19 protein-coding genes are annotated in these 24480 nt (G+C 31.3%); 16 read left to right on the forward strand and 3 right to left on the reverse strand.

The features are described from left to right. Nucleotide 1 precedes the first annotated feature (1 nt). From FHK87_RS14610 to FHK87_RS14620, 3 genes are all read right to left on the reverse strand, one after another. A complete protein-coding gene (locus FHK87_RS14610) occupies nucleotides 2-433 on the reverse strand; it encodes a DMP19 family protein (protein WP_140594353.1) in 432 nt (143 codons plus the stop codon). Nucleotides 434-643: 210 nt separating this feature from the next. Next, entirely contained in the window at nucleotides 644-1576 is a 933-nt protein-coding gene (locus FHK87_RS26280) for a hypothetical protein (protein ID WP_226294257.1), read from the reverse strand. 54 nt (nucleotides 1577-1630) lie between these two features. Then, nucleotides 1631-3946: a patatin-like phospholipase family protein gene (locus FHK87_RS14620; RefSeq protein WP_140594354.1), complete on the reverse strand. Its 2316-nt coding sequence runs from the start codon at nucleotides 3944-3946 to the stop codon at nucleotides 1631-1633. 394 nt (nucleotides 3947-4340) lie between these two features. Here FHK87_RS14620 and FHK87_RS14625 point away from each other — a divergent pair, with 394 nt between their 5' ends. From FHK87_RS14625 to FHK87_RS14700, 16 genes are all read left to right on the forward strand, one after another. Then, nucleotides 4341-5198 (forward strand): helix-turn-helix domain-containing protein, encoded by an 858-nt coding sequence (locus FHK87_RS14625; RefSeq protein ID WP_140594355.1) that lies wholly within the window; start codon nucleotides 4341-4343, stop codon nucleotides 5196-5198. Between the two features lie 65 nt (nucleotides 5199-5263). Beyond that, complete coding sequence (locus tag FHK87_RS14630; protein WP_140594356.1) at nucleotides 5264-7180, forward strand: alkaline phosphatase family protein; 1917 nt, start codon at nucleotides 5264-5266, stop codon at nucleotides 7178-7180. 145 nt (nucleotides 7181-7325) lie between these two features. Continuing rightward, nucleotides 7326-8480, forward strand: coding sequence for a hypothetical protein (locus FHK87_RS14635; protein ID WP_140594357.1), 1155 nt, complete (start codon nucleotides 7326-7328; stop codon nucleotides 8478-8480). A 249-nt stretch (nucleotides 8481-8729) separates the two neighbouring features. Further along, nucleotides 8730-9836, forward strand: coding sequence for a hypothetical protein (locus FHK87_RS14640; protein WP_140594358.1), 1107 nt, complete (start codon nucleotides 8730-8732; stop codon nucleotides 9834-9836). A 90-nt stretch (nucleotides 9837-9926) separates the two neighbouring features. Next, nucleotides 9927-12203 carry a TonB-dependent receptor domain-containing protein gene (locus tag FHK87_RS14645; protein ID WP_140594359.1) on the forward strand — a complete coding sequence of 759 codons (2277 nt, stop codon included), beginning with the start codon at nucleotides 9927-9929 and terminating at the stop codon, nucleotides 12201-12203. Nucleotides 12204-12242: 39 nt separating this feature from the next. Further along, nucleotides 12243-13358, forward strand: coding sequence for a PQQ-dependent sugar dehydrogenase (locus FHK87_RS14650; RefSeq protein WP_140594361.1), 1116 nt, complete (start codon nucleotides 12243-12245; stop codon nucleotides 13356-13358). 12 nt (nucleotides 13359-13370) lie between these two features. Further along, nucleotides 13371-13835 (forward strand): c-type cytochrome, encoded by a 465-nt coding sequence (locus tag FHK87_RS14655; RefSeq protein ID WP_140594364.1) that lies wholly within the window; start codon nucleotides 13371-13373, stop codon nucleotides 13833-13835. A gap of 135 nt (nucleotides 13836-13970) precedes the next feature. Beyond that, nucleotides 13971-14720: a hypothetical protein gene (locus FHK87_RS14660; protein ID WP_140594366.1), complete on the forward strand. Its 750-nt coding sequence runs from the start codon at nucleotides 13971-13973 to the stop codon at nucleotides 14718-14720. Nucleotides 14721-15227: 507 nt separating this feature from the next. Further along, nucleotides 15228-16790 (forward strand): glycoside hydrolase family 10 protein, encoded by a 1563-nt coding sequence (locus FHK87_RS14665; protein ID WP_140594369.1) that lies wholly within the window; start codon nucleotides 15228-15230, stop codon nucleotides 16788-16790. A gap of 53 nt (nucleotides 16791-16843) precedes the next feature. After that, nucleotides 16844-17617, forward strand: a complete 774-nt coding sequence (locus tag FHK87_RS14670) for a hypothetical protein (protein WP_140594372.1) — start codon at nucleotides 16844-16846, stop codon at nucleotides 17615-17617. Between the two features lie 379 nt (nucleotides 17618-17996). Continuing rightward, nucleotides 17997-19274, forward strand: a complete 1278-nt coding sequence (locus tag FHK87_RS14675) for an MFS transporter (protein WP_140594375.1) — start codon at nucleotides 17997-17999, stop codon at nucleotides 19272-19274. 5 nt (nucleotides 19275-19279) lie between these two features. After that, entirely contained in the window at nucleotides 19280-20839 is a 1560-nt protein-coding gene (locus FHK87_RS14680; RefSeq protein WP_226294258.1) for a glycoside hydrolase family 3 protein, read from the forward strand. Between the two features lie 55 nt (nucleotides 20840-20894). Continuing rightward, complete coding sequence (locus FHK87_RS14685; RefSeq protein ID WP_317133548.1) at nucleotides 20895-21977, forward strand: anhydro-N-acetylmuramic acid kinase; 1083 nt, start codon at nucleotides 20895-20897, stop codon at nucleotides 21975-21977. A gap of 439 nt (nucleotides 21978-22416) precedes the next feature. Further along, nucleotides 22417-22932, forward strand: coding sequence for a GNAT family N-acetyltransferase (locus tag FHK87_RS14690; protein ID WP_140594379.1), 516 nt, complete (start codon nucleotides 22417-22419; stop codon nucleotides 22930-22932). Between the two features lie 87 nt (nucleotides 22933-23019). Continuing rightward, the gene (locus FHK87_RS14695) at nucleotides 23020-23493 is read left to right on the forward strand and encodes a hypothetical protein (RefSeq protein WP_140594381.1); all 474 of its coding nucleotides are present in this window, start codon (nucleotides 23020-23022) and stop codon (nucleotides 23491-23493) included. Beyond that, complete coding sequence (locus tag FHK87_RS14700) at nucleotides 23490-24389, forward strand: ATP-grasp domain-containing protein (protein ID WP_226294259.1); 900 nt, start codon at nucleotides 23490-23492, stop codon at nucleotides 24387-24389. The genes FHK87_RS14695 and FHK87_RS14700 overlap by 4 nt, the downstream gene beginning before the upstream one ends. The last annotated feature ends 91 nt before the right edge of the window (nucleotides 24390-24480 follow it).

Raw genomic sequence — 24480 nt, forward strand, 5'->3', positions numbered from 1 at the left:
TTTATCGAACTTGATATACCCTAAATGTGAGTTCTTGTATATTATCGGGGAGTTCCCAATATTGATTATCCAGAAGGTCTAATTGAGTATGATCGTCTTCTGATATAAGTTTGTACAGATCAAAATAGGCTTTTAACCTTTTGTCTTCTTTGTATTTATCTATTACAGTAAAAGATGAACGAATAATATCGAGAGACTTTTTGGCTCCTATCTTTTTGAGACATCTGATAGCATGTTCATAGCAATCGATACCCCAATTGGTAAAAAATTGAAGAAAACCTCCATTATGTACATCCATTTCTAAGCGCCAAAGAGCAGCTAATTCTTGTTCCTCTTTGGTTAACTGAGACCAGTCTCCATTATTTTGATTTAACTTATCGACATATTGACCTGTAAAATCAAACCATTTTTGATCTAAATCCGAGATACTCATTCCTACTGTATATTTATCTAATTCAAATATAATACTTTGATACTATAGGAAGTATGTCTAATATATATGCGTAGCTTTTCAATCTATATTCGCAAAAAAATCATTTTAAACTATATAAAGAAAAGTTATAGTTTAATACTTGTAATGTGTATTAGTATTTTTCTTTTACTTATATCATAAGGTTTTAGCAAATATCCAAATCAATAATCATCAACATCCAAATTCTCCGATAATATCTTGAATAAGACGCGAGGCGTTTTTTAAGTCTTCAATTTCTATAGTTCCTTTATGCTGAACAGTTTCATCCGTTTGGCTAATTTTTGCCGTTTTGATCTGAATTCTATACTTATCATTTTGTAACACCTTTACCATACTATCTCTTGTAACCCTTTGTTCATTCAATTTTTGAAATACTACCAATTCGTCATTAATATGTATAGCAGCTTTTGCATCAATATCATCAACATATATAAACTTTGATTTTTTAAAATCTCCTCGATTTAATGAAAAATACGTCGAACAGCCATCTATTTCTATAGGAAACCCCTCGAATACTTTTAGAGATAAATTTGAAACAGCTGATGCATTATTATTGTGATCAAAGCAAGGTGTTTTTCCGTATGGATCAGATTCGTGATCTATTGTAAATGTAAATTTCTTACCATCTTTATTTCTAGTATATTCTATATAATCCCACGCTCCGGAATGCGTGTGTTTATAAACTCCATTGACCTTACCATTATATATCTCATTGTAATAATAATCGATGGTCGGGTGTGCTCCATTACTTACTAATGATTCACGTACAAATTCTAAATCAATTGCTTCTTGTTGCCCTTTATATTTAACTTGTAATGCTTTACCCTTATTACCACCAAAACTAACCCAGATAACCATATCAGGATTTTTATCTCCCTTGAAACAAATGTAATGATCTGGTTTTATTTCGTTTATTTCTGTTTCAACATTTTCTACAGCATCTTCTACCTTTTCTTTTGCATCATTTATCTCGGTATTTTCGATTGTAGTTATATTATTCTCTTCATCTGTTGGTAAAGGATCATTATTATTTTTCTTTTGATTACATGATAGTAAAAACGCTATTGTAAATAGTAGTGTATATATTCTTCTGTACTGTTTCATATTTTCAAGTTTTGAGTTCAAAAAATAAAAATCAATTTAATGTATTGTTTCGTTTTAGTTTGAAGGACTTAGAGGAAATCCAAGTCCTATAAAATATCTTACCTTGTTTGTGCCACTAATCGTTGATATATCAAAATTTAAAGGTCCTAAAATAGATTTATAAGAAAATGTAACTCCGGTAGACCACAAAAAACTAGTTTCTAATGAGTCTTGCCATTCTCCCTTTGCAGAAAATATATTTTCTATATACTCATCAAAGTCTTCGAACCCAACTGTACCAGCATCTACATGAGGGGTAATATAAATGTTATTGACTAATTGTAATTGAAGTCCCAGGTTTAATCTTGTAAACTGATTAACAATTAACTCACCTCTATCTAATCCTGGAAAAACATGACTTTCGTTTCTAGGTTCTACAACACTCCCGCCAATTATGTTTTTTTCGCTTATTCCAAAATCTGTAAAAGAAATATCTCCTGTACTTTCTTCATCTTCAAAAATCAAATGAGTGGTAAATCCTATGATCATTGTTTTTCTTGGATGAATCGAAAATCTTTTTTCGTAAGTAAGCCCTGCTTTAGAAAAACCATTTGTAGACCCTTTTAAATCTTCTTGAGCTTCATCAAAAAAATCAACATCTATATTATTGGTCACAGATCTACTAAAACTTGCTCTTAGAGCGCTTCCTTTGGTTGCAAAAAATACTTCATTCAAACTATTATACGAAAAATGCGCATTAAGGTTAATATTTTCAAAGTTATACTTGTCTAAACTAAAAATGTTATCATTAATTTCCGGTTTTATTTCTGGTTTGATATAGGTATTATGATATGTTATACCAAATCCAAAATAACTTCTTAAAGAATTTAAATCTCTATTTAATTGATTTTCAAAAACCAGATCATTATAACGAAGATTATCTGCATTTTCTCCATTGATAAAAACCTTTTGTTTGAATCGTTGTCCAAATACCTCAGACCTCAACCACCAGTTTCTACGAGGTCCAAAGTTTTTTTGATGTTGTATCCGGATTCTAGGTTGATCTGCTATATCCAAAGTGATTAATGACCGTGATGCATTGCCTATGATATTTCTACCCGTATAATTAACAATCAATCCTATATCCCTGTAACTATCGTAATGTAACGCTCCACTAAATTGATGTTTTGGTTTTTCAAACATATTCAACTGCAGTCCTTGTTTTTCTTTGTATATAAAAGGGCTATATGTTATTCTGCTAAAAATATTAGTTCCCATCGCTCTATCAATTCCATCAAACAAATCTTGTTTATTATATTTTTTATTTGGTAAAATATTTGTCCTAGCCCTTGCCAATGCCAGATTAGCTTTGCTTACATTTTTATAATTTAGCGTATCAATGATAATCTCAGTCTCTTCAACAGGTAACTGGTGTTTCCTTTGTTTAAATTTGTTGATTTTTTTTGATAAAGTTGTCAATTGATCTATGTTTTGAGCTACAGCAATTTTACCTTCTTCATAGATTTCATTTCCTTTTATAAAGTCCTCTGTAGAGTAAGATAGATTTACACTATGATCCAACAAAATATCACATAGTTTTTTATGTTCTTTATTCTTCAAATTACTATTCAGCATTCCGGCTTGAAAAAGTAATGCTGAGATGTTTTCTAATTTTTCTTTAGTTTTCATTCCTCCTCCTACATTGCTCCCTATAATAATATCTGCTCCCAGTTTTTTGGCAACATCCGTAGGAAAATTATTCAATATTCCACCATCGATTAAAAGTGTGTTCTCATATGGCACAGGCGAAAAGACCACAGGAATAGACATACTTGCTCTCATAGCATCCGCCAAAGTCCCCTTGTCTAATACTACTTCTTTTCCATTTACAATATCTGTTGCTACAGCTCTGAATGGTATTGGCAGGTTATCAAAATCATCAATATCATAAACAGGAAAAGTCGTTAATGCAAGAAAGTCTCTCAGATTCTGATCCCCTAATAAAAATGGATCTGACTTTAATTTTTTGTCTACCAAACTGAGTGTCATAAAATAACGTCCAAACTCTGTTTTTTCCTCTACCCCTACACTTCTTAACTCTACTCCACCTCCTATTAATTTATCCCATTTTGCATTTTTTGCAATACTAGCAATACTATCACCAGAATAACCCATTGCATACAATCCTCCTATAATACTTCCCATACTGTTACCAACAACCAAATCCGGTACAATGCCTAGAGAATCTAATGCTTGTAATGTTGGTATATGAGCTAGCCCTTTTGCTCCTCCTCCACTAAGAACTAAAGCAACCTTGGGTTTGGTATCCTGAGAGAAAAAATGTAAAGGAAAGAATATGAGAGTAATAACTACTAAAAGTGATCTTTTCATTGTACTGAGATTATCATTTTAATTATGAAGCCCTTGATTTTTTTAGAATATTATACATTTACGTTTATCTTTTCTCAGGAAAAAATAAGGAAATAAAACAGTATACTCTTTATTTTGGTTTATGATAAGGTTACTTTTTTATAAACTAATTGGATTTATCATGATTTGCGCACCAAAAATACCATTTAGCAATTAAGAAACTACAAATACTATATAAAACGTATATCCAGAGCATGAAAATTATAATTAATCTCAATATATGATACGATATTACAGTTCATTTTGTTGATCTCGTATTTAATTATAACCATTGATATTTTGATTAGTTTTGTACAAAGTATCAAACGATGCTTCGATAATTGATTCACTAAGACCATAAAATCAATGCTAGTAAATGCGAGAATTTAAATTCGATAAACAAAAGTATGGTTTTGAACTTGATATGGACTTACATACTCTTGATAAGCGTCCTTCTAATTATTTTGAATCAGAGGTTCATGTCACAGATTTTTTTGAAGTAATCTTTTTAAAACAAAGCTCTGGAAACATAAGTGTAAAAGATTTTGGTGCTTCTCTTCTACCCTATACAATTATATGTAATTCTCCATATCAAAAGAAAACCAATAATATCAACCAACCACAAGGGTATCATTTGGTTTTTAAAGATGATTTTTTGGCAAATTTTTTCCTTGACAAACTATTCGTATTCAAATTAAACTTTTTCTATAATGCTACCAGTCCTCAATTTTTTCAAATTCACGAAAAAGAATTTACTGCTATAGAAGATGTTTTAAAAAATATAATTGCTGAGATCAATGATTTTCGTAATGATAGTCAACATATCATAAGAGCTTTGCTATATTTTGTTTTGACTAAATTAAATAGGTTATATAGTGAATTCTATAAACTTTACACCATTCCCTCAGGTGATAATATCGCATATATATTCAAGGACGCTCTCGAAAAAAATATTAGACAAGTTCATCAAGTAGAAGAATATGCAAATTTGCTTAAGGTAGAGCGCAATAGATTAAATAAAATTATTCAAAGACATTATAACCTGACTCCCAAAAAACTAATTCAACATCGATTGCTTCAAGAAATCAAAACAGAGCTTCTATATACAGATAAGACGATTTCAGAAATAGCATCAGAATTGCATTTTAGTGAACCTAATAATTTATCAAGGTTTTTTCAAAAACATGAAGAAATTAGTCCTTTACATTTTAGGCAAAATCGCAAAAGGATATAAATTTTACATAAATAGATAGCCTATCAACCTTTTTTTTGGCCAACCTTTGTATCAAAAAAATAGAAATGATCAAAAAGGCGATACTAGTTAAATGTGTTTTTATAGCAATATCTCTTCTACATACACATGTAATAATTGCTCAAGAATCAAAGTCTCCTAAGGTAATTCTTATTTCGGTAGATGGGGCTGCAGATTGGATTCTAGATGATCTTCTTCGTCGCAAAGTGCTGCCAAAAGATGGGGCTTTTGCTCAAATGAAAACAAAAGGAGCTTATGCAGAGCGAATGATTCCTGTTGGGATTAGTGCAACAGCAGTCTCTCATATTTCTTTATTTACAGGAACACATCCAAACAAGCATGGTATAGTTGGCAATAACATCCTCTTACAAGGTGATACCATCAAAAGCCCTAGAGCTACATCTGGTTTTATTGCCCCAATCAAAGCAGAAACCATATGGAAAGCAGCCACAAGACAAGGAAAAAAAGTAATCAATATAAATACTGTTGGTCAAGATAATAAAAATACAAATCGACAAGGCACTTACACTCTGGGATATGGTAAAAGAATAGCAAGGTCTTCGGTATCAAAATTAGCACCAATACCAGAAGGCAATTTTAAGACTAAAAAATATGAGCATGTCAAATCTTTAAAACCCGCTAATTTTTTAGGGTATAAACTAATTTCCGGAAAAGAGTTGACAGTAAATTGCTTTGCTGTAGATACTTCTTTTGATGATATTGAAAATTATGATGCGATATTACTTGATTTTGACAAAGACATCTCTAATGGATACTTAGGAGAGCTTAAACCTAATACATGGTCAGAAATTCAGTTTGATGTTCAGAACCAAAAAGTATCAAGTTGGTCTTACCTAGCAGATTTTGACCATAAATCAGCTACCGCAAATGTATACCTTGGCGCTATTGGATACAACCCTTCAGGTCCAGAAGAATTTAAAACAAGAATGGAAACTGAAGTTGGTATATGGCCTTGCGAACAAGATAACATAAAATTAAGTGAAGGACTTATTACAGAAAAAATGTGGCTTGATCAGGCCGAAAGACTTGCTCTGTTTTATCAAAAACTAATTTTAGCAAACTTACATCAAGACAACTGGGATCTGCTTTCTGGATATTTTACACTTATTGATGATGTACAACATCGTTTTTTACTAAAAGATAAAAGACAACTTGATTATGACCTTGAAAACGGAGCACGAAAAAAACGATATGACCAGTATGTAGAATGGGCGTATAAAACTATAGATACGTTGCTTTTAGAATTAATACAAAATGCTCCAAAAGACACTAATTTTTTAATCGTTTCTGATCATGGCGTTGCTCCTATACATTCTATTGTACTCGCAAATAATGTTTTAGAAGAAGCAGGTATTACAGTACAAGGAAAAAATATAGAAGCAAGAGCTTATAGTACCGGTCCGGCAGCTCATATCTACATCAACTTAAAAGATAGACAAGGGCAAGGGGTAGTTTCAAAAGAAGAGTTTACACAATATGTAGATAAGATTGTCAAAATATTCAAAAATCTAAAAGACAAAAAAACAGGTGTATCTATTTTTCCTATTGTACTAAAATCATCTGAGTTAGATCATTTACATCTGGATGACAATAGTCGTGCAGGAGATGTTTTTATAAGTGCAAGAACTGGATGGTCGATTTCTTCTAAAATAAGACCAAAGGTTCCTGGTATAGTTCCTAATTCATTCAATCAAGATGCTTATGCACACCTTGATATAGAAACACAGCATTTTTTAGCCTCAGGGTTTATGAACGAAACAGGACTTGGAGTACATGGTAATCCCGGTAATCAAAGAGAAATGAATTCAATTTTTTATGCTATCGGTCCAAATATAAAAAACAAAAATGTAGGACAAATACATAGTTTAGACATTGTTCCTACAATAGCAGATTTATTAGAAATAATACCTCCAGACAAAGCAAAAGGAAAAAGTGTATTCTAAATATAGAATCTTTATGCTATTATAACTTTAAAATATTAGTAACTAATGAAGTAAACCTAATCATTTTCACTGTAAACAGGGATATAAGATAGATTTGTATATGGTTATTTTTACATGACGAATCTACTTTAAATCCAATTTTCAAATGAAGAGCATATTAAAATTCCTATTCAAATTATTAGTCGTTGCAAGTTGTATAATGATACTATTAATTGGAGGTTTAGAAATCAATAAATACTTAACTGATTATAGTAAAGAAGCAGAACAAAAACGAGAATTATATGAGATAAGACTTAAGCTTATTGAAGAGGTAGATACAAATTATAGAATATTAAAATCTATTGTTCCCAAATGGAATCGTTTCTATGCTGAACTTAGCCTTAAAAGAGATAGGGATACTGTACAACATAAAGAAATAGAACCAAAAGATTTTTTGATAGTACACCAACAATTATTTCATTTTAATCATGAAATTGACAAAATTGAATCTCATAAATGGGAAACTTATAAATATAAAATATCAGACCTTGGTAAATATCAAGACACAGAAGATCTGATGCAATGGAGGCAAGAAAAATCTCATATGATTACAAAAACATATATACTGCAAGAGCAATTAATGTACGATTTAGAAGAGTTGAATAAAGCTTCTCATGATATACTCGCATTTAGTAATAGTAAAATCTATACAGATAATACCAATATTCAATATAACTTTGAATATAAGAAGTTTTACTATTATCTAAACAAAGTCGATAAAAGCATCTATAATCTGTTAAAACATCAATATGCAGACAACCTTAATCATCTCATCAGAACTTCTAGCGAACTCCGTAATAGATATCGAAACATTTTATTAGAAAAAGAGTATTATAAGCTTGAGACACAGAAAGAAAATGCCGTCGACACAATATCTATAGCTTTACAAAAATGTATGGCACAAAAGAAAAATAACGGTATCAATATGAATAACTTTAAATATTATACAAAACAAAAAGATGATCAACTGTTAGTATTACTAAAAAAACAAGATAGTACCCATAAAATATCCAAACAATCAAGAACAGAATTAGTAGACAATGTAAATACTTGTTTAAAAGATTTGAAATTGCAAGACGTTGCCGCATATTATATTTCTATTCAACTTGACGACTATGATTATATTATAAAAACACCTGATATAGAAATCATTGAAAAAACAAAAAACAATGAAACCTACACATTTCAATTACAATATTTTTATAGGAATCAGGTAATAGAAGAATTTTTTGTTGATAACATTTGGTATCCGAAAGAGTAACAAAAAGTATTTCATTATTGAACATTAGTAAGTTCATAATTTTCATATCTTATTTACACTTCTATGATATTTTAATAAAAAGCATTCTATAATAATCTTAGTGCTATTAGTAACTAGATTATTAATTCTTTTATCTGCATCATGAACAACAAACAGTATTATATCTAAAAAAAATAAGGTTAATTCATCAATGAGACGAATCTTATTTAAAAAAATACAGATATACTCACTGGTCTAACTAAAATATATATGAAAATTCTATCAGAAAAAATATCTAACATTTTAGTCATTTTTAACTTCATCATTGTTGTAGTGATTGGTGGTATTTGGGTAATACATCATTTTTCATCCAAAAAACAAAAAGAACAAGAGTTGTTGCATGCAAAAACCAATCTTATTGAAGAGTTGGGAAATAATTATTATAATTTAAAAAACATTGCACCTGTTTGGAATAATCTGTATGCAAAGCTAACACTTAACAAAGAGCGAGACACTTCTGACTATAAAAGATATACTATAAAACAGTTTGAATCCAGTGGAAGAAATCATGTCATTAATACTTTGAATAATTTTAAAAACGAAAATTGGAAGTTTTATAACACTAAGATCATCGAGAATTATTCAACAAGCTATGAAATAAAAGAATTAATTCATCTTTACCAAAATCAGAATAATGTAAAAAATTACGCACAGGAGCTTTTAAAAATTCATCATACTATTATTAATACTAACCAAAAAAAAGATAGTATTGCAGAATATGATAAGAGGTACTATTTATATTTTCAATACTTAAGGAAAATAGATCAAACACTATTAGATATGAGTTATCAATACGAATCGGTATTGAAATATTTGATTAATTCTTCTGATATTTTAAAAAATAAAGCTCAACAACAACTTTTAAATGCTAAGTATTACAATTTTACTAATCAAAATACTACCACTATTGCTGCTACGGCTCAAATATTAAAACAATGTTTTGATCAATCCGACAGTAAAGATATTGTGACAGAAACCATCAAATATTATGTAGATCTAAACACCAAAAATGTTGATCATAAACTTCTTGTCATGGTCGATATTTCAGATAGTTCAAATATCATAGCAACTACGCAATCTCGCAGAGATATACTCAACAAAATATATGATTGTGTTATACATCTAGGACTAGAAAATGTGAATGAATATTATGTTTGTATAAAAATAGGAGATTATGATCATCTTATAAAAACTCCAAATTATCAATCTATAGCAACCATGCATAATAATGAAAATCTCTATCATTTGATTCCTTTCTTTGGCGATCAAGTCCTAGAAGAATTTGATATAAATAAAATATGGTACCCTAAAGAGTAATAAGCAGTCATTTTCATTATAAAACGTTGACATAATCATGATTTTTATACTTTCTTATGTATATACTTCACGATATTTGAATAAAAAAACGTGAAACACATATTTATCTTTTTAGTACTCTTCTCAAATCTTTGGGGGTATTCGCAATCTAAGGTTAAAGGAATCATACTTGATGCATCAAATAATACTCCTTTACTTAATGTACAAATTACAAATACAGAAACAAATACTATAGTTTTTACGAATCCCAGAGGAGAATTCTCAATAGCTGCTGGTAGTATTGAAATCTACAAAGAAGGATATAAACAAATAAATATTCAGGTTGACAAAGAAGAAATCACAATTCTTTTACAGAAAACCACTACAAATCTTGAAGAAGTTACAATTAATAGTTTTTCTATCCCAAATCAGCAAAAATATGCAACAGATGCTGTTACAGTATTAGATACCGATAATATCAATCGCAGTAACCCTATTGAGCTACATCCCATTTTGAATAGAGTTCCCGGAGTGTTTATGCAAAATGCAACCCTAAACACAAATCGAATTACAATTAGAGGAATTGGTGCTCGAAACCTTTTTGGTACAGCCAATATTAGAGCGTATTTTGGTGATATTCCACTTACAGATGGTAATGGCGAATCGGCTATAGAGGATTTAGAATTAGGTGCATTGTCTACTATAGAAATTCATAAAGGTCCATCATCAAGCAGTTACGGTGTAGGATTAGGGGGTACTATACTATTTCATCCAGAATTTACAAAACCTCAAGAGCAATACGCTTCAGTATCTTCTACATTTGGTAGTTATGGATTAAAAAGATTTCTTGTTCAAGCAGCATTAGCAACAGAATCATCTAACATAAACATCGTATATAGTAACAACCAAAATGATGGTTATCGTGACAATAACAATTATGATCGAAATACGATTTCTATAGCATCTAAAATTTCTTTGGGTAAAAAAGATAATCTCACTGTATTAGGCAGCTATGTGAATCTAAAAGCAGAAATCCCTAGTTCTCTTAATCAAGAAGATTTTGATGACAATCCCAGGCAAGCTGCATTCACCTGGGGACGTTCACAAGCTTTTGAAGATGTAGACTTTGCCATTTTAGGGCTTACCTGGAAGCATGATTACTCCCCTTCACTATCACAACACACTAGTATATTTGGATCTGTAAAACAAAATTATGAGCCTAGGCCTTTTAATATATTAGAAGAAGATTCATATACATTTGGGATCAGAAGTAGGATACTTGGTACGTTCACCATTGCACAGCAAAAAATCAACTGGACAGCCGGAGGAGAATTGTTTTTGGACACTTATAATGCTCAAACTTTCGAAAATCTATTCGAAGACTTCCCTCCCGAAACAGGAAGTGTGCAAGGAAGCAGAATCTCTGATCTTGATGAAGATAGAAGTTACTACAATCTCTTTGCCGAAGCCAATTATGAGATCAATCAAAAACTAAAATTAAACATTGGAGTCAATCTCAATCAAACATTTTTTGATATCAAAGACAGATTTTTGACTGATCAAAACGACAGTTCCGGTACTTTTGACTTTGATCCTATTGTATCTCCAAAAATTGGAGTTAATTATACCTTAAACTCAACTTTTACTCTATTTGGAAATATTTCACACGGTTTTTCTACTCCAACAGCATCAGAAACACTATTGCCTGATGGAATTTTTAATCCTGATCTTAAACCCGAAATCGGATGGAATTATGAAGTAGGTACGAGGTATAAGCTATTTAATAACAAACTATATGGTTCTCTATCTGTGTATTCATTACAAGTACGAGATCTTTTAGTAACAAGAAGAACAACAGAGGATAATTTCTTTGCCATTAATGCGGGTAAAACCGAACACAATGGTATTGAAGCAGAAGCATACTACAATATTATTACATCAGACACATGGCAATTACGCTTTTGGGGTAATATCTCTTTATATGACTATACATTTAAAGATTTTGTAGATCTTGACGATGACTTTTCAGGAAATGACCTTACAGGTGCTCCCTCTCATGTTTTTAACACTGGTATTGACCTTATCAGTCAAAAGGGATTTTATGGAAATTTAAATCTTCAAACAGTGAGTACTATTCCTGCTAATGATGCTAATACTGTTTTTAGTGATCATTATGAGTTAATTCATGGAAAAATTGGGTTTAAATCAAATATTGGCTCACATCTTACCTACGATTTGTTTTTAGGTGCAAATAATATCCTGGACACAAAATATGCATCTCAATTACAAATCAATGCAAGAGGATTTGGCGGTAACGCTCCAAGATATTTTTATCCTGGATTACCATTTAATATGTATGGAGGGATTAACATAAATTATAGGCTATAAACAAAAATTCTTTGTATTTTTCAAAAGCAAATCGATCTTATGAAGAATTCATTTTTTTTGTTTTTTTTCTTGTTTCTTACACTACTGTCTTGTGCTCAAGAGAAAAAAAACGACATCCCATTAGAAGAAGACCCAAAAAATTACACCGTAGAAACAGTTGTACCTGATCTCTTTATCCCTTGGGGGATGACCTGGTTACCAGATGGCAGCATGTTGATTACAGAAAAAAGTGGTGAATTGATTCATTTCAAAAATGGAACAAAAAATCAAATCACTAATGTGCCTGAGGTATACAATCGTAATCAAGGAGGTTTGTTAGATATTGAACTACATCCCAAATATGAAGAAAATGGATGGTTATACATTACCTACTCTTCAAAAGAAGGAACAGAAAAAGGAGGAAACACTGCCTTAATAAGAGCCAAATTAAAAAATAATCAACTTACCAATATAGAAAAACTATACAAAGGTCTACCTAATACTACCAAAGGGCACCATTTTGGTTCCAGAATAGAATTTGATCAGGATGGGTACTTATATTTCTGTATCGGGGATCGAGGCAATAGAGATGTGAACCCTCAAGATATTACCAAAGATGGAGGAAAAATATATCGCCTACATGATGATGGTAGCATTCCCAAAGACAATCCTTTTATAAATAAAGAAAGTGCAAAAAAGGCTGTATTTTCTTACGGTCATCGCAATCCGCAGGGTATGGCAATTCATCCCAATGGTACAATTTGGGTTCATGAGCATGGTCCAAAAGGTGGTGATGAAATCAACCCTATCAAAAAAGGTGCAAACTATGGCTGGCCTGTTATCACATACGGTAGAAATTATAGCGGTACATCAATAACCGATATCACTGCAAAAGAAGGAATGGAACAACCATTGTATTATTGGCTACCATCGATTGCTCCAAGTGGAATGGATTTTATTACCAGTGATATATACCCCAATTGGAAAAACAATCTGCTTGTCGGCTCTCTAAAGTTTCAATATTTAGAACTACTAGAGATTAATAATAACAAAGTCACCAGCCGAAAAAAATTAGTAGATGGTATGGGTAGGGTAAGAAATGTAAGACAAGGGCCGGATGGATATATTTATGTAGCTATAGAAAATAAAGGCATTGTAAAAATAATTCCAAATTAAGAGTATTAGCATATGAAATTATATTTGAGAAAAGCAGTAACTATAATAAGTCTCACCTTTGTGGTTCTCATATTTGCATGGACACAACAAAGTAAATCTCAAACCAATAATAATGACTATATAGTATATAGTTCTCAAAACTCAGAATTAAAAGAAAGTATTGCTCGTGGTAGAGAAGTATATATGGATTTTTGCATGCAATGTCATCTCCCGGACGGAAAAGCAACACCCAATACATTTCCACCACTTGCTGGATCAGATTGGTTGAGTACTAAACGAAAAGAAAGCATTTATGCTGTAAAATATGGATTAAGGGGTGCTATCGAAGTGAATGGCAAAACATACAATGGAGCAATGATGCCTTTAGGACTAGAAGATGAAGAAATTGCTGATGTCTTAAATTATGTCATGAACAGCTGGGGAAATACACAAAAACAAATGGTAACTGTAGAAGAAGTAAACGCTATTAAGAAATAAACTTAGAACATCCACCATTCCTCATACATTTTTATAAGCTACTTTTTTGCTTTATCTTAAAAGAAAATTATAATAGTCTTTGGGTAATAATATAAATTACATCTGACGTTATAATAGAATAATAATAATCTACAGATGAGATTTCTGGTATTTTGGGCTACACTTTGTATTGCATTTCACATCAATGCACAAAGTAGTGATTATGTTTCTCCCAATAAATACCGATTCAAATACAAATCTCAAAAGTTCAAAGGAACTAGATTAGACATCACCGCGCAATTAAGAGCTATAAAAAACCAACCCAAATTTGCAGGGATTCCCGAAGAAATACAAATACAACTTAACAATCTATTCAAAAAAGCAAAAGAGCAACCTATTCCTAAAGTATATAAAAAAAATGCAATTCGTTTTCTGGATGCATTGTATAGCTATGAAGAATTTGTAGAAATATATGACAACGCATTATATCAAGTTGTAAAAAAATTAAAAAGAGACATGCGTCGTATTGATTTCAAATTTGAAAGAGAATTTACCCAAGCCAAAGTATTATTAAGTCGAACTCAAAAAGAAGAACCTGATCAAATACAAAAAATCGATACCCTAAAGAAAGAAGTGTACAACAATCAAATGAAATTATTGAGTCACCGGTGGATGAAAGATAAATTTGATAAATATAAAAGCTATGAGATCATCGAAAACCCTGACAGCCTCATTCTTGAATTTAAGAAAAAAGAAGCTGTAAATGTTTTTAGAATGTTTGAAGAAAATCAAATTAATAAAATTGAAAGGTATCTTGAAGATCAAATCATAGATTTCTACTACAAAAAATCCGTTCCCGAATTAGATATAAAAGACCTCGAACTTGATTATCTTGACAAGATTTAATTAGAAAAACAAAACTGTAAGTTTCTAATATTGTCATCGACTTTTATTGTAAATATTAATATGCTAGAAATAATTGATTACATATTCAGCCCCAAAGGGTATGCAATACTTGCGCTTTTTGCCTTAATTATGCTACTATACAATAGAGTAAAAGCAAAAAGATATTATAAAGTGAATACTAAAAAAAGAAAAAAGTTTTAGTTCTTCTTTTTTCAAACATAAAATTCTTTTCATTATTATAATGCTCTTCAAAAACATAAACATCTAAAGGATATTTAAAAAAACGCATCACTTACTCTTTCATTATAAACACTTTACAAATAAAAAGACGTTTGTTCTTTGAGTTTCCAACAAATACTTTTATGCGCTTTCGTATATCCAATACTTTACAGTATTTAGTATTAAAAGCAACATATTCGTATCATCTTCTATAATCAAATAATCAATCTATCGTTAAGTATGCAAACACTTGTTTATATTTGAGCTGGGGCAAATCTTAAAAAAATAATGAGGCAATCAAAATTACTGTATTCACTACTAATCATCATAAGCTGTTTTTGTGGAAATTTGATCAAAGGCGCAGAACCTATTCACAAAAGAGAATTCAGAGCTGTTTGGATTGCTACTGTAAGTAATATTGATTGGCCTACCAGCCCAAATGATCCTGTAGAAAAACAACAAGAAGATTTTATTGCTATACTGGATTTTTATAAAAAACTGAATTTTAATGCCGTAATTGTTCAGGTAAGAACCGCCGGAGATGCTTTTTATCCATCAAAGTTAGCACCCTGGTCGCGTTTTTTGACAGGTCAAGAAGGCAAAGCCCCCGAACTTGATTACGATCCTATGGCGTGGATGATACAAGAGGCTCATAATAGAGGGTTTGAGTTCCACGCATGGCTTAACCCTTATCGAGCTACTTTTGATTTGAACACAGATATATTAAGCCCACAACATGATTTTTTTACACATCAGGATTGGATGATCCCTTATGGAAAAAAATACTACTATAATCCGGGTATTCCTGAAGTGCAAGATCATCTTGTAAACATTATTACAGAAGTTGTCGAAAATTATGATATCGACGCCATACATTTTGATGATTATTTCTACCCTTACAAAACCGAAGGAGAAGTGTTTAAAGATGCCGATGTTTTTGTAAATCATGCAGAACCAGGGCAATCCTTAGAAGATTGGAGGCGAGAAAACATCAACGATTTGATACGAAAAACACATGAGAGTATTAAAAAACGTAAACCGTGGGTTCACTTTGGCATTAGTCCTTTTGGAGTTTGGCGTAATGCATCTATAGATCCTTTGGGATCAGACACAGAAGCGGGGCAAACTACTTATGATGACTTATATGCTGATCCTTTAAAATGGATGAAAAACGGTTGGATCGATTATCTTGCTCCACAATTATATTGGAGTATGGATTTTCATCTGGCATCTTACAGAAGATTAATTGATTGGTGGGATAAAAATGTGATAAACACTAACCTTTACATTGGTAACGGTGCGTATAAAGTCAAAAATAATAGTGATACCGCATGGTATAAAAAAGAAGAATTACCTAATCAGATAGCATTATCCAGAGCTACTCAAAATATATCGGGTAACATATTTTTTAGTGCAAATTCGTTATTAAATAAGCATGATAGCATTATTAATGAACTAGTACAAAATGTTTATAATACTCCAATCCTCCCCCCTTCATCTAATACGCTAGATACATTAGATACATTTGACGATACTCCTGAGATAATATCCAAACGAGTTATTGATGATACTGTACACTTCAGATTAAAAAAAAGAGATACTATGTCTGTACAATGGGCTGTTCTGTATAATGTAGAAAACAAACGACAACGCCAAATGATTAAAGACCCAAAAAATATTATAGGTGTATTTCCGATAACTTCTGATACTGATTATTTTAATATAACTATACCTATTCATTTTTTAGATCACAAAAGATTAATAGCTGTATCTTATTTAGATTTTTATCGCAGAGAAAGCGAGATTTGTATATTTAAAAATAAATTGAACTCAAAAAAACGAGATTGGTAATACATCTCATCACTTATTTTCTGTATCAATATAGAAAACAGTCGTACTTAATTATGAAAAATCCTTTTTGGAAGATAAAATCTATACTAATAGTATTACTTATTCCTGTTTCTCTATTTCTAATATTGATCTCAATTTTACTCATTTCATTTAACGAAAATAATGAGTACCTGATTAGCTTATTCTTAATACCATCAGGAATATTATTATTCACTTACTCATTGAAATATGTTACAAAAACCAATAAATCTTTCAAAAATGATTTAATAGTGTACCTAAATGATGACTCAAGGTTAATCGAGTTATTTCACTATGAAGAAAAAGAATGGTACAATTTCGCAAAAAAGTATTATCAAAAAAGAATCAAAAATTATACGATAACATCGTGTATTTTAATTCCTATAATAACATTTTTTATGATTTTCATTTACAAAGAAAATTATGAGTTATTTATCTTATTATCTTTTTTGTTCTTTTCAATATTCACTTTTATTTCTATAGTGCTAAGAAAATCTTTAATAGAATTCAAGTCTAAATTATTTGATTCTGAAAAACTTGAAGCCAAAATAACCACATCAGGAATTCTTATAAACAAAAGCTATATAGTATCCTATAATAATCAGGATGGATGGTTAACAAGATGTACATCCAAAGTGTTTATAAATATGAAATGCCTTGAATTTGAAATTAAAAGACTAGGTGGAAAGGGACATAACTACCAATACTTTAACCTCTTGATACCAAAAGAAAGAGAGCAAGACTCTAAAATGATAGAAAGCAGAATAAGTGAATATGCTATACCAAAAACTAAGTACAACAACACCTAAAAACATTGTATATAATTTTTGCTTCAACAAGACCAATCAAAAATTTAAATGTTTAAGCATATTTAAAAGTGAAATACTTAAATAAATGAAACGATTTTTTAGTCAAAACGGTATAGAAAATAACATCACTTATGTATTTTTGAAACTAGGGGTTAGTTGTTATATTGCATAAACTCTGAAGTGGTTTAAACTTTTTTGATTTAAGTGAAAAATAGCAGTTTTGTGACCAAATGAAGTAATTTTTTAATTGCATAGCAGCGCTACGGAAATCAAAAATTACAAAATGTGGGTGCAAAAAAACATTTTTTTAGCAAATTGAAAAAAGTTTAAACCACTTCTAAAAATAAAATAACAGCCTGTCAAAGCTTAAAAATAATTCATGACCTCACCAAAAAAAGACAAAAACGCCTGGGCGTGGGTACCTTCATTATATTTTACAGAAGGTTTACCGTATGTAGTAATTATTACAGTATCTGTTATTATGTACAAAAGACTCGGGATCAGTAATGCCGATATTGGATTGTATACAAGTTGGTTATATCTTCCTTGGGTCATAAAACCATTATGGAGTCCTTTTGTAGATATAAAAAGTACAAAGCGTAAATGGTTTTTGGCGATGCAATTTCTGATTGCACTAACATTTTTGGGAGTTGGTATCACACTACCTACTCATCATTTTTTTGTTCTTAGTATTGCCCTTTTTTGGATTGCAGCTTTTGCTTCGGCTACCAATGATATTGCTTCAGATGGATATTATCTGATTAGTTTATCAGAAAAAAAACAATCTTTCTTTTTAGGGGTTCGCAGTACATTTTACAGACTAGCCATGATAACAGGACAAGGGCTAATTGTGGTTTTGGCCGGTTTTTTAGAAGAATCTTATGGTGATAATCAAAAAGCATGGTCCTATACAATGACAATTACTGCAATGTTTATGTTGGTCTTAACCATATTCAATTTTTTTACTACTCCAAAAATAGAGCACCCGACTGAAGAAAAAGATAAAAATACACTACGATTTATTGATGTCTTTATTACCTTTTTCAAAAAGAAAAATATTGCTTTTGCTTTAGCCTTTATACTAGTATACAGACTAGGAGAATCTCAATTAGTAAAAATGGCTTCTCCTTTTTTATTAGACACACCAGAGGCAGGAGGTTTGGCTTTATCAACAACAAAAGTAGGAGCTATTTATGGTACTTTTGGGATTATAGCGTTAACTATTGGTGGTATTCTAGGAGGAATTGTGATTTCTATGCATGGATTAAAAAAATGGATGCTCCCGATGATTTTAGCGCTCAACCTACCAAATATATTATATGCGGTATTGGCTTTTTTACAACCTTCTTCGGTAGTATTGGCAACCATTGTAGTAGTTATTGAACAATTTGGTTACGGCTTTGGATTTGCCGCGTACCTAATGTTTTTAATCTATATTGCAGAGGGAGTTTCTAAAACAGCACACTATGCCATTGCAACAGGATTTATGGCCTTAGGAATGATGTTACCTGGGATGCTGAGTGGTTTTATACAAGAACAATTAGGATATACAGGCTTTTTTATCTGGGTGGCAATTGCATCGATACCGGTAATTATCTTGGCACGATTCATTAAATACCCCGATACATATGGTAAAAAAGATAAAAACGAAGAATGATCAATATGGCTTGGGATAAGGAAACACACAATATTTCTAAAACTGAAAAGATAGGGCAGTTATTTTTTCCGGCTGCTTTTATTAATGATTCTGATCAAGAAATAAAGAAGGTAGAAGAATTAATTACAAATCATTATATCGGAGGACTCACTTTTTTTCACAGCAGAGCCAGTGCTGCTACTAATTTTGAAGGAAAACAAAAAGTAATCATTAACAAAGATAGTTTACATCGCCTTTCTGAGTTGATTCAACACTATCAAAGCATTGCAACTACTCCATTATTAATGAGTATCGATGCAGAATGGGGATTGGCGATGCGAGTAGAAAACACCCCTCAATATCCATATGCCATTACACTGGGAGCATTACCCAAACATCAAGAAGAGCTTATCTACAAAGTAGGACAATATATTGGGCAAGATCTTGCTTCTATTGGTATTCATTTCAATTTAGCTCCGGTTGCCGATACCAATACAAATCCTAATAATCCTGTAATTGGTTATCGCTCTTTTGGAGAGGATAAAGAACATGTCGTCAGCTGTGCTATTTCTTATTACAAAGGTTTAAAAGATTCAGGAGTTTTAGGGTGTTTTAAGCATTTTCCCGGGCATGGGGACACACTTGTAGACTCGCATCTTGGATTACCTGTACTCTCAAAATCAAGAGAAGATATCGATCAGCAGGAATTATATCCTTTTCGTACAGCGATTGCACATGATATTGATAGTATTATGATCGGTCATTTGGCAATTCCTGCTTTAACAGAAGGAAAAAATATTCCGGCTACATTATCTTCAACAATTATAAAAGATATTTTGCGTGAAGAACTAGGATATAAAGGTGTTGTTATTTCTGATGCGCTCAATATGCATAGTGTTTCTAAATTATATCCTCAAAAAGGACATCTGGAATGGCAAGCATTTTATGCCGGTAATGATATTCTATGCTTTTCAGAACATGTAGAAGAAGGAATTCGCACTATAGAAAAAAATGCATCAGATGCACAGATAGAAAAAAGTTACAAGCGAGTTTCTGAATTAAAAAAGAAGGCGTTTACAAAAGCTGCTTTGCCATCAAAAATAGATTCGCAAAAAGCTGAATCACTCAATCTAGATATTGCAAAAGCTGCCTTAACCGCGTATAAATATGATGAAAACAGTTTTAAAAACTTCCTATTAGCACCCTTTGATGCTATAATGATCGGAAACAGAAAACAATGTCATTTTTTTGATGAAATCTCAAAACATGTAACCTTCAAAACTATTAATTCTGAGGTAGAAGTTTCTGCAAATCAAGTGCTCATAGCTCTGTTTCCACCCGCTATAAAACCTAAAGATAGCTTCGGTATAAATTCAGAAGACATAGATACAATAGAAAGATTAAGTCAAAAAAAGAATGTACTGATATATATATTTGGTAATCCGTATGCTACGCAAGTGTTCCAACATCAACATATAAATAATATCATCCTTATGTATCAGGATTTTTTATCATTTCAACACATCGCTACTCAACATTTTTTAGGTGGTTTTAAAGCCGTTGGAAGCCTACCTGTTACCTTATGATAATGATTAAAAGCTTTAAAATATAAAATCTGACCTCTCTTAATAAGAATATGATATGAAAGATATACAAGAATATAACGTGATAGGACTTATGTCCGGTACTTCTTTAGATGGGTTAGACATTGCGTATTGTCATTTTTACAAAGAACACAATTCATGGAACTTTACTATACTCAAAAAAGAAAGTATTGAATACAACGAAATATTCAAAACAAAACTAAAACATACTGTTGATCTCGATGCTGTTTCATTATTAGCTTTTCACAATGAGTATGGTATTTGGTTAGGGCAACAAGTTAAAACATTTATCGCTCGACATCATATCTCGGTAGATTTTATAGCCAGTCATGGGCATACGGTATATCATCAACCACAGATTGGACTGACATATCAAATCGGATCAGGGCAACATTTGGCAAATACTTGCCAGCAAAAAGTGATCTGTGATTTTAGAACCAACGATGTGGCTTTAGGTGGACAAGGTGCGCCACTAGTTCCTATTGGAGACAAATTACTATTTGGTAGTTACGATTTTTGCCTTAATCTGGGAGGTATCAGTAATATTTCTTTTGATGCCGAAGGAGAACGAATCGCTTATGATATCGCTCCTGTAAATATGTTACTTAACTATATCTGCGCAAAAATTGATCTCAATTATGACGAAGGTGGAAAAATAGCACGTTCAGGGAGTCTGAATCAAGAAATAGTAATGCAATTAAATCGTTTGTCATATTATACACTACCCTATCCAAAATCGCTGGGGTATGAGTGGTTTTTGGATCAAGTGATTCCTATTATTGAAAATTCTGAAGATTCGGTAGAAAACCTTTTACACACTGCCATTCATCATATCACCGAGCAAATCAGTACTGTAATTACCAAAACAAGATCACAACAAAGTACAATTCTAGCAACCGGCGGAGGTGCAAAAAATACATTCTTGATAGAAGTATTACAACATAAACTACAACAAAAAGCCAAAATAATAGTCCCCGATGATGATATCATAGATTTTAAAGAAGCTATGGTTTTTGCCTTTATGGGCGTGTTAAAAGAAATAAATGAAACTAATTGCTTGCAATCGGTTACAGGAGCCCAAAAAGATTCTTCCTCGGGTGTAGTGTATTACCCTGCTTAGTTAGAGCTATATAAAAAACATACACCTCAGTATTCTAAAAGCAAAGTTAGATGATCTAAGAATACACTTCGTCGATTTAAAAATAAGGAACGATGAAGCAAGAATACACTTCAACAATACAGAAACAGAGATCGTTGACCCAAGAATACACCTCGATGGCTCAAAAACAAAGTTCGATAACCTGAAAATACACTTCGTCGATCTAAGAATAAGGATCGATAAAGTAAGAATGCATTTCATCGATTCAAGAATGAAGTTTGTTGATTTAAGAATCCCCTCTTTTATTTTAAGATTTTATATCGTTTAAAAATCATCATCATAAAAATGTGAGAAAAAATTATATTTATATCTAAATGAGTAAAACTAGAAATGAAAATTAATTACAATAATATAGTTAAACTTTTAGATTATGAATATATCTACACATAAATAATACTTAATGAAATTACTAAGAGCGACTATTAATAATATTTCTGAATTACAGGAGATCTGTACAAAAGCATATTCTCAAGTATTTGCTGATCATTGGACCAAAAATGGTTTAGAATTATATCTGGAACATGAGTTTGGCACTCAACGATTACATTCTGAATTAAAAAACGATAATGTCGAATACTATTTTATTACCAAGAATGATGAAAACATTGGGTTTTTAAAAATTAACTACACCTCATCCAACAAATTATCAGATTTAGACAATTGTGAGTTAGAAAAAATATACATTTTGCCAAAATACAGTGGAATGGGGATAGGAAAGACAGTAATGAATAAAATCATAACCAAAATAAAACATAAGGGTAAGAAAGCTTTTTTTCTCTGTGTGATCGACACAAATACAAATGCAATTGCTTTTTATGAGAAATTAGGGTTTCAATTTCACAGCAAAACCAGATTAGAAGTAACTCATTTTAAAGAAGAATTAAGAGGTATGAACCGAATGTGCCTTACATTATAAACTACTGGGAAAAGCAACTACTACGTATCACTTTTCACTCCTCATATTTTTAGTATATTCAACACTAAAATGTATTCTAAATCGGAAATGAAAAAATTGATTTTCAAAATTACACTTCCTCTAACGATACTTTTATTTAATATCGTCTCTATGTGGCAGTATGGTGCTGTCATAGACGGTACAGACGAATTTCTCTTTGGATTTCCTTTTATTCATAAATGCAGAGGGTTTCATACTTCACTCTCAACACAATATTTCGTCACAGAAATGTTCTTAAATTTTATTTGTTATTTTACTATCTGCTTACTCATCACATACTTTTTATCTAAAAACCAAAAAATCAACATCTCGAATACAGTAGCTAAAGTATTTTGGATTGGATTTATGATCTTTTTTATAAGTTTCATGTATATTTCTCAAAGCCTGAATGATGTGTATGTACTACAACGAGATTTTGAAGTTGAAATTTTTGATAGAGGATTTTCTATCTTTGGAGGTCATCCTGATCGAGAATTATTCATAAATATGCTTGATCAATGGATCAAAAACCAAAACCAATGATACGAATTATATATTGTGATAGTGTGTTTGATCACAAAACTATAGAACCTGATTATGAAGAAGAAAAGCAATCTGCCATTGCTGAAGGTTTTCATTTCTCATTAATCAGTTTTGAAGCATTGATCGATGAAAATGTAGCAACAGCTTTGAAGTATGTAAAAGCAGCAGAGACCAGAGAGCTTGGTATTTATAGAGGATGGATGCTAACCCCAATACAATATCAAAATCTTTATGACGGCCTTTTAAAAAAGAATATTAAACTGATTAACAATCCTACAGAATACAAACATTGTCACTATCTACCCTCTTCTTATGATATAATAAAATCTAAAACTCCAAAGTCAAATTGGACAACTCAGCTCAACGATGAGAACATATTTCAATTAGCCATCGAATTTGGTAAAAAACCAATAATCGTCAAGGATTTTGTAAAATCTGAAAAACACAATTGGGAAGATGCCTGTTTTATTCCAAATGCTTCTGATCATGATAAAGTAAAAGCTGTAGTAGACAAGTTTATTGAATTAAGAGGGGATTCACTAAATGAAGGGTTGGTATTTCGTGAATTTGAAGAACTTGAATTTTTAACAGAACATTCAAAGAGTAAAATGCCTTTAACTAAAGAATATCGTGTATTTTTCGCTAACAAAAAGGTAATAGCAACTTTTAATTATTGGGATGAAGGAGAATATGAAGAAACCATTCTAAAACTTGATAGTTTTATTGAAATAGCCCAAAGTATTCAAAGTATTTTTTTTACAATGGATATTGCACAAAAGAAAAACGGAGAGTGGATTATTATAGAACTTGGAGACGGTCAAGTAGCAGGCTTACCCGATAATGCTGATAAGAGTAAATTTTATGAAAGCATAAGAAATACTTTAAATCAATCGTAGCAGTTGAAATAAATTCTTTTAGAATATAAAAATCGTTTGCTATCATTTTCAAATTAAGAAGAAGCAATAAAAAGGAGGCAAAATTCAAAAA

The sequence above is a fragment of the Aquimarina algicola genome, from assembly GCF_006443095.1.
Lineage (GTDB): Bacteria > Bacteroidota > Bacteroidia > Flavobacteriales > Flavobacteriaceae > Aquimarina > Aquimarina algicola.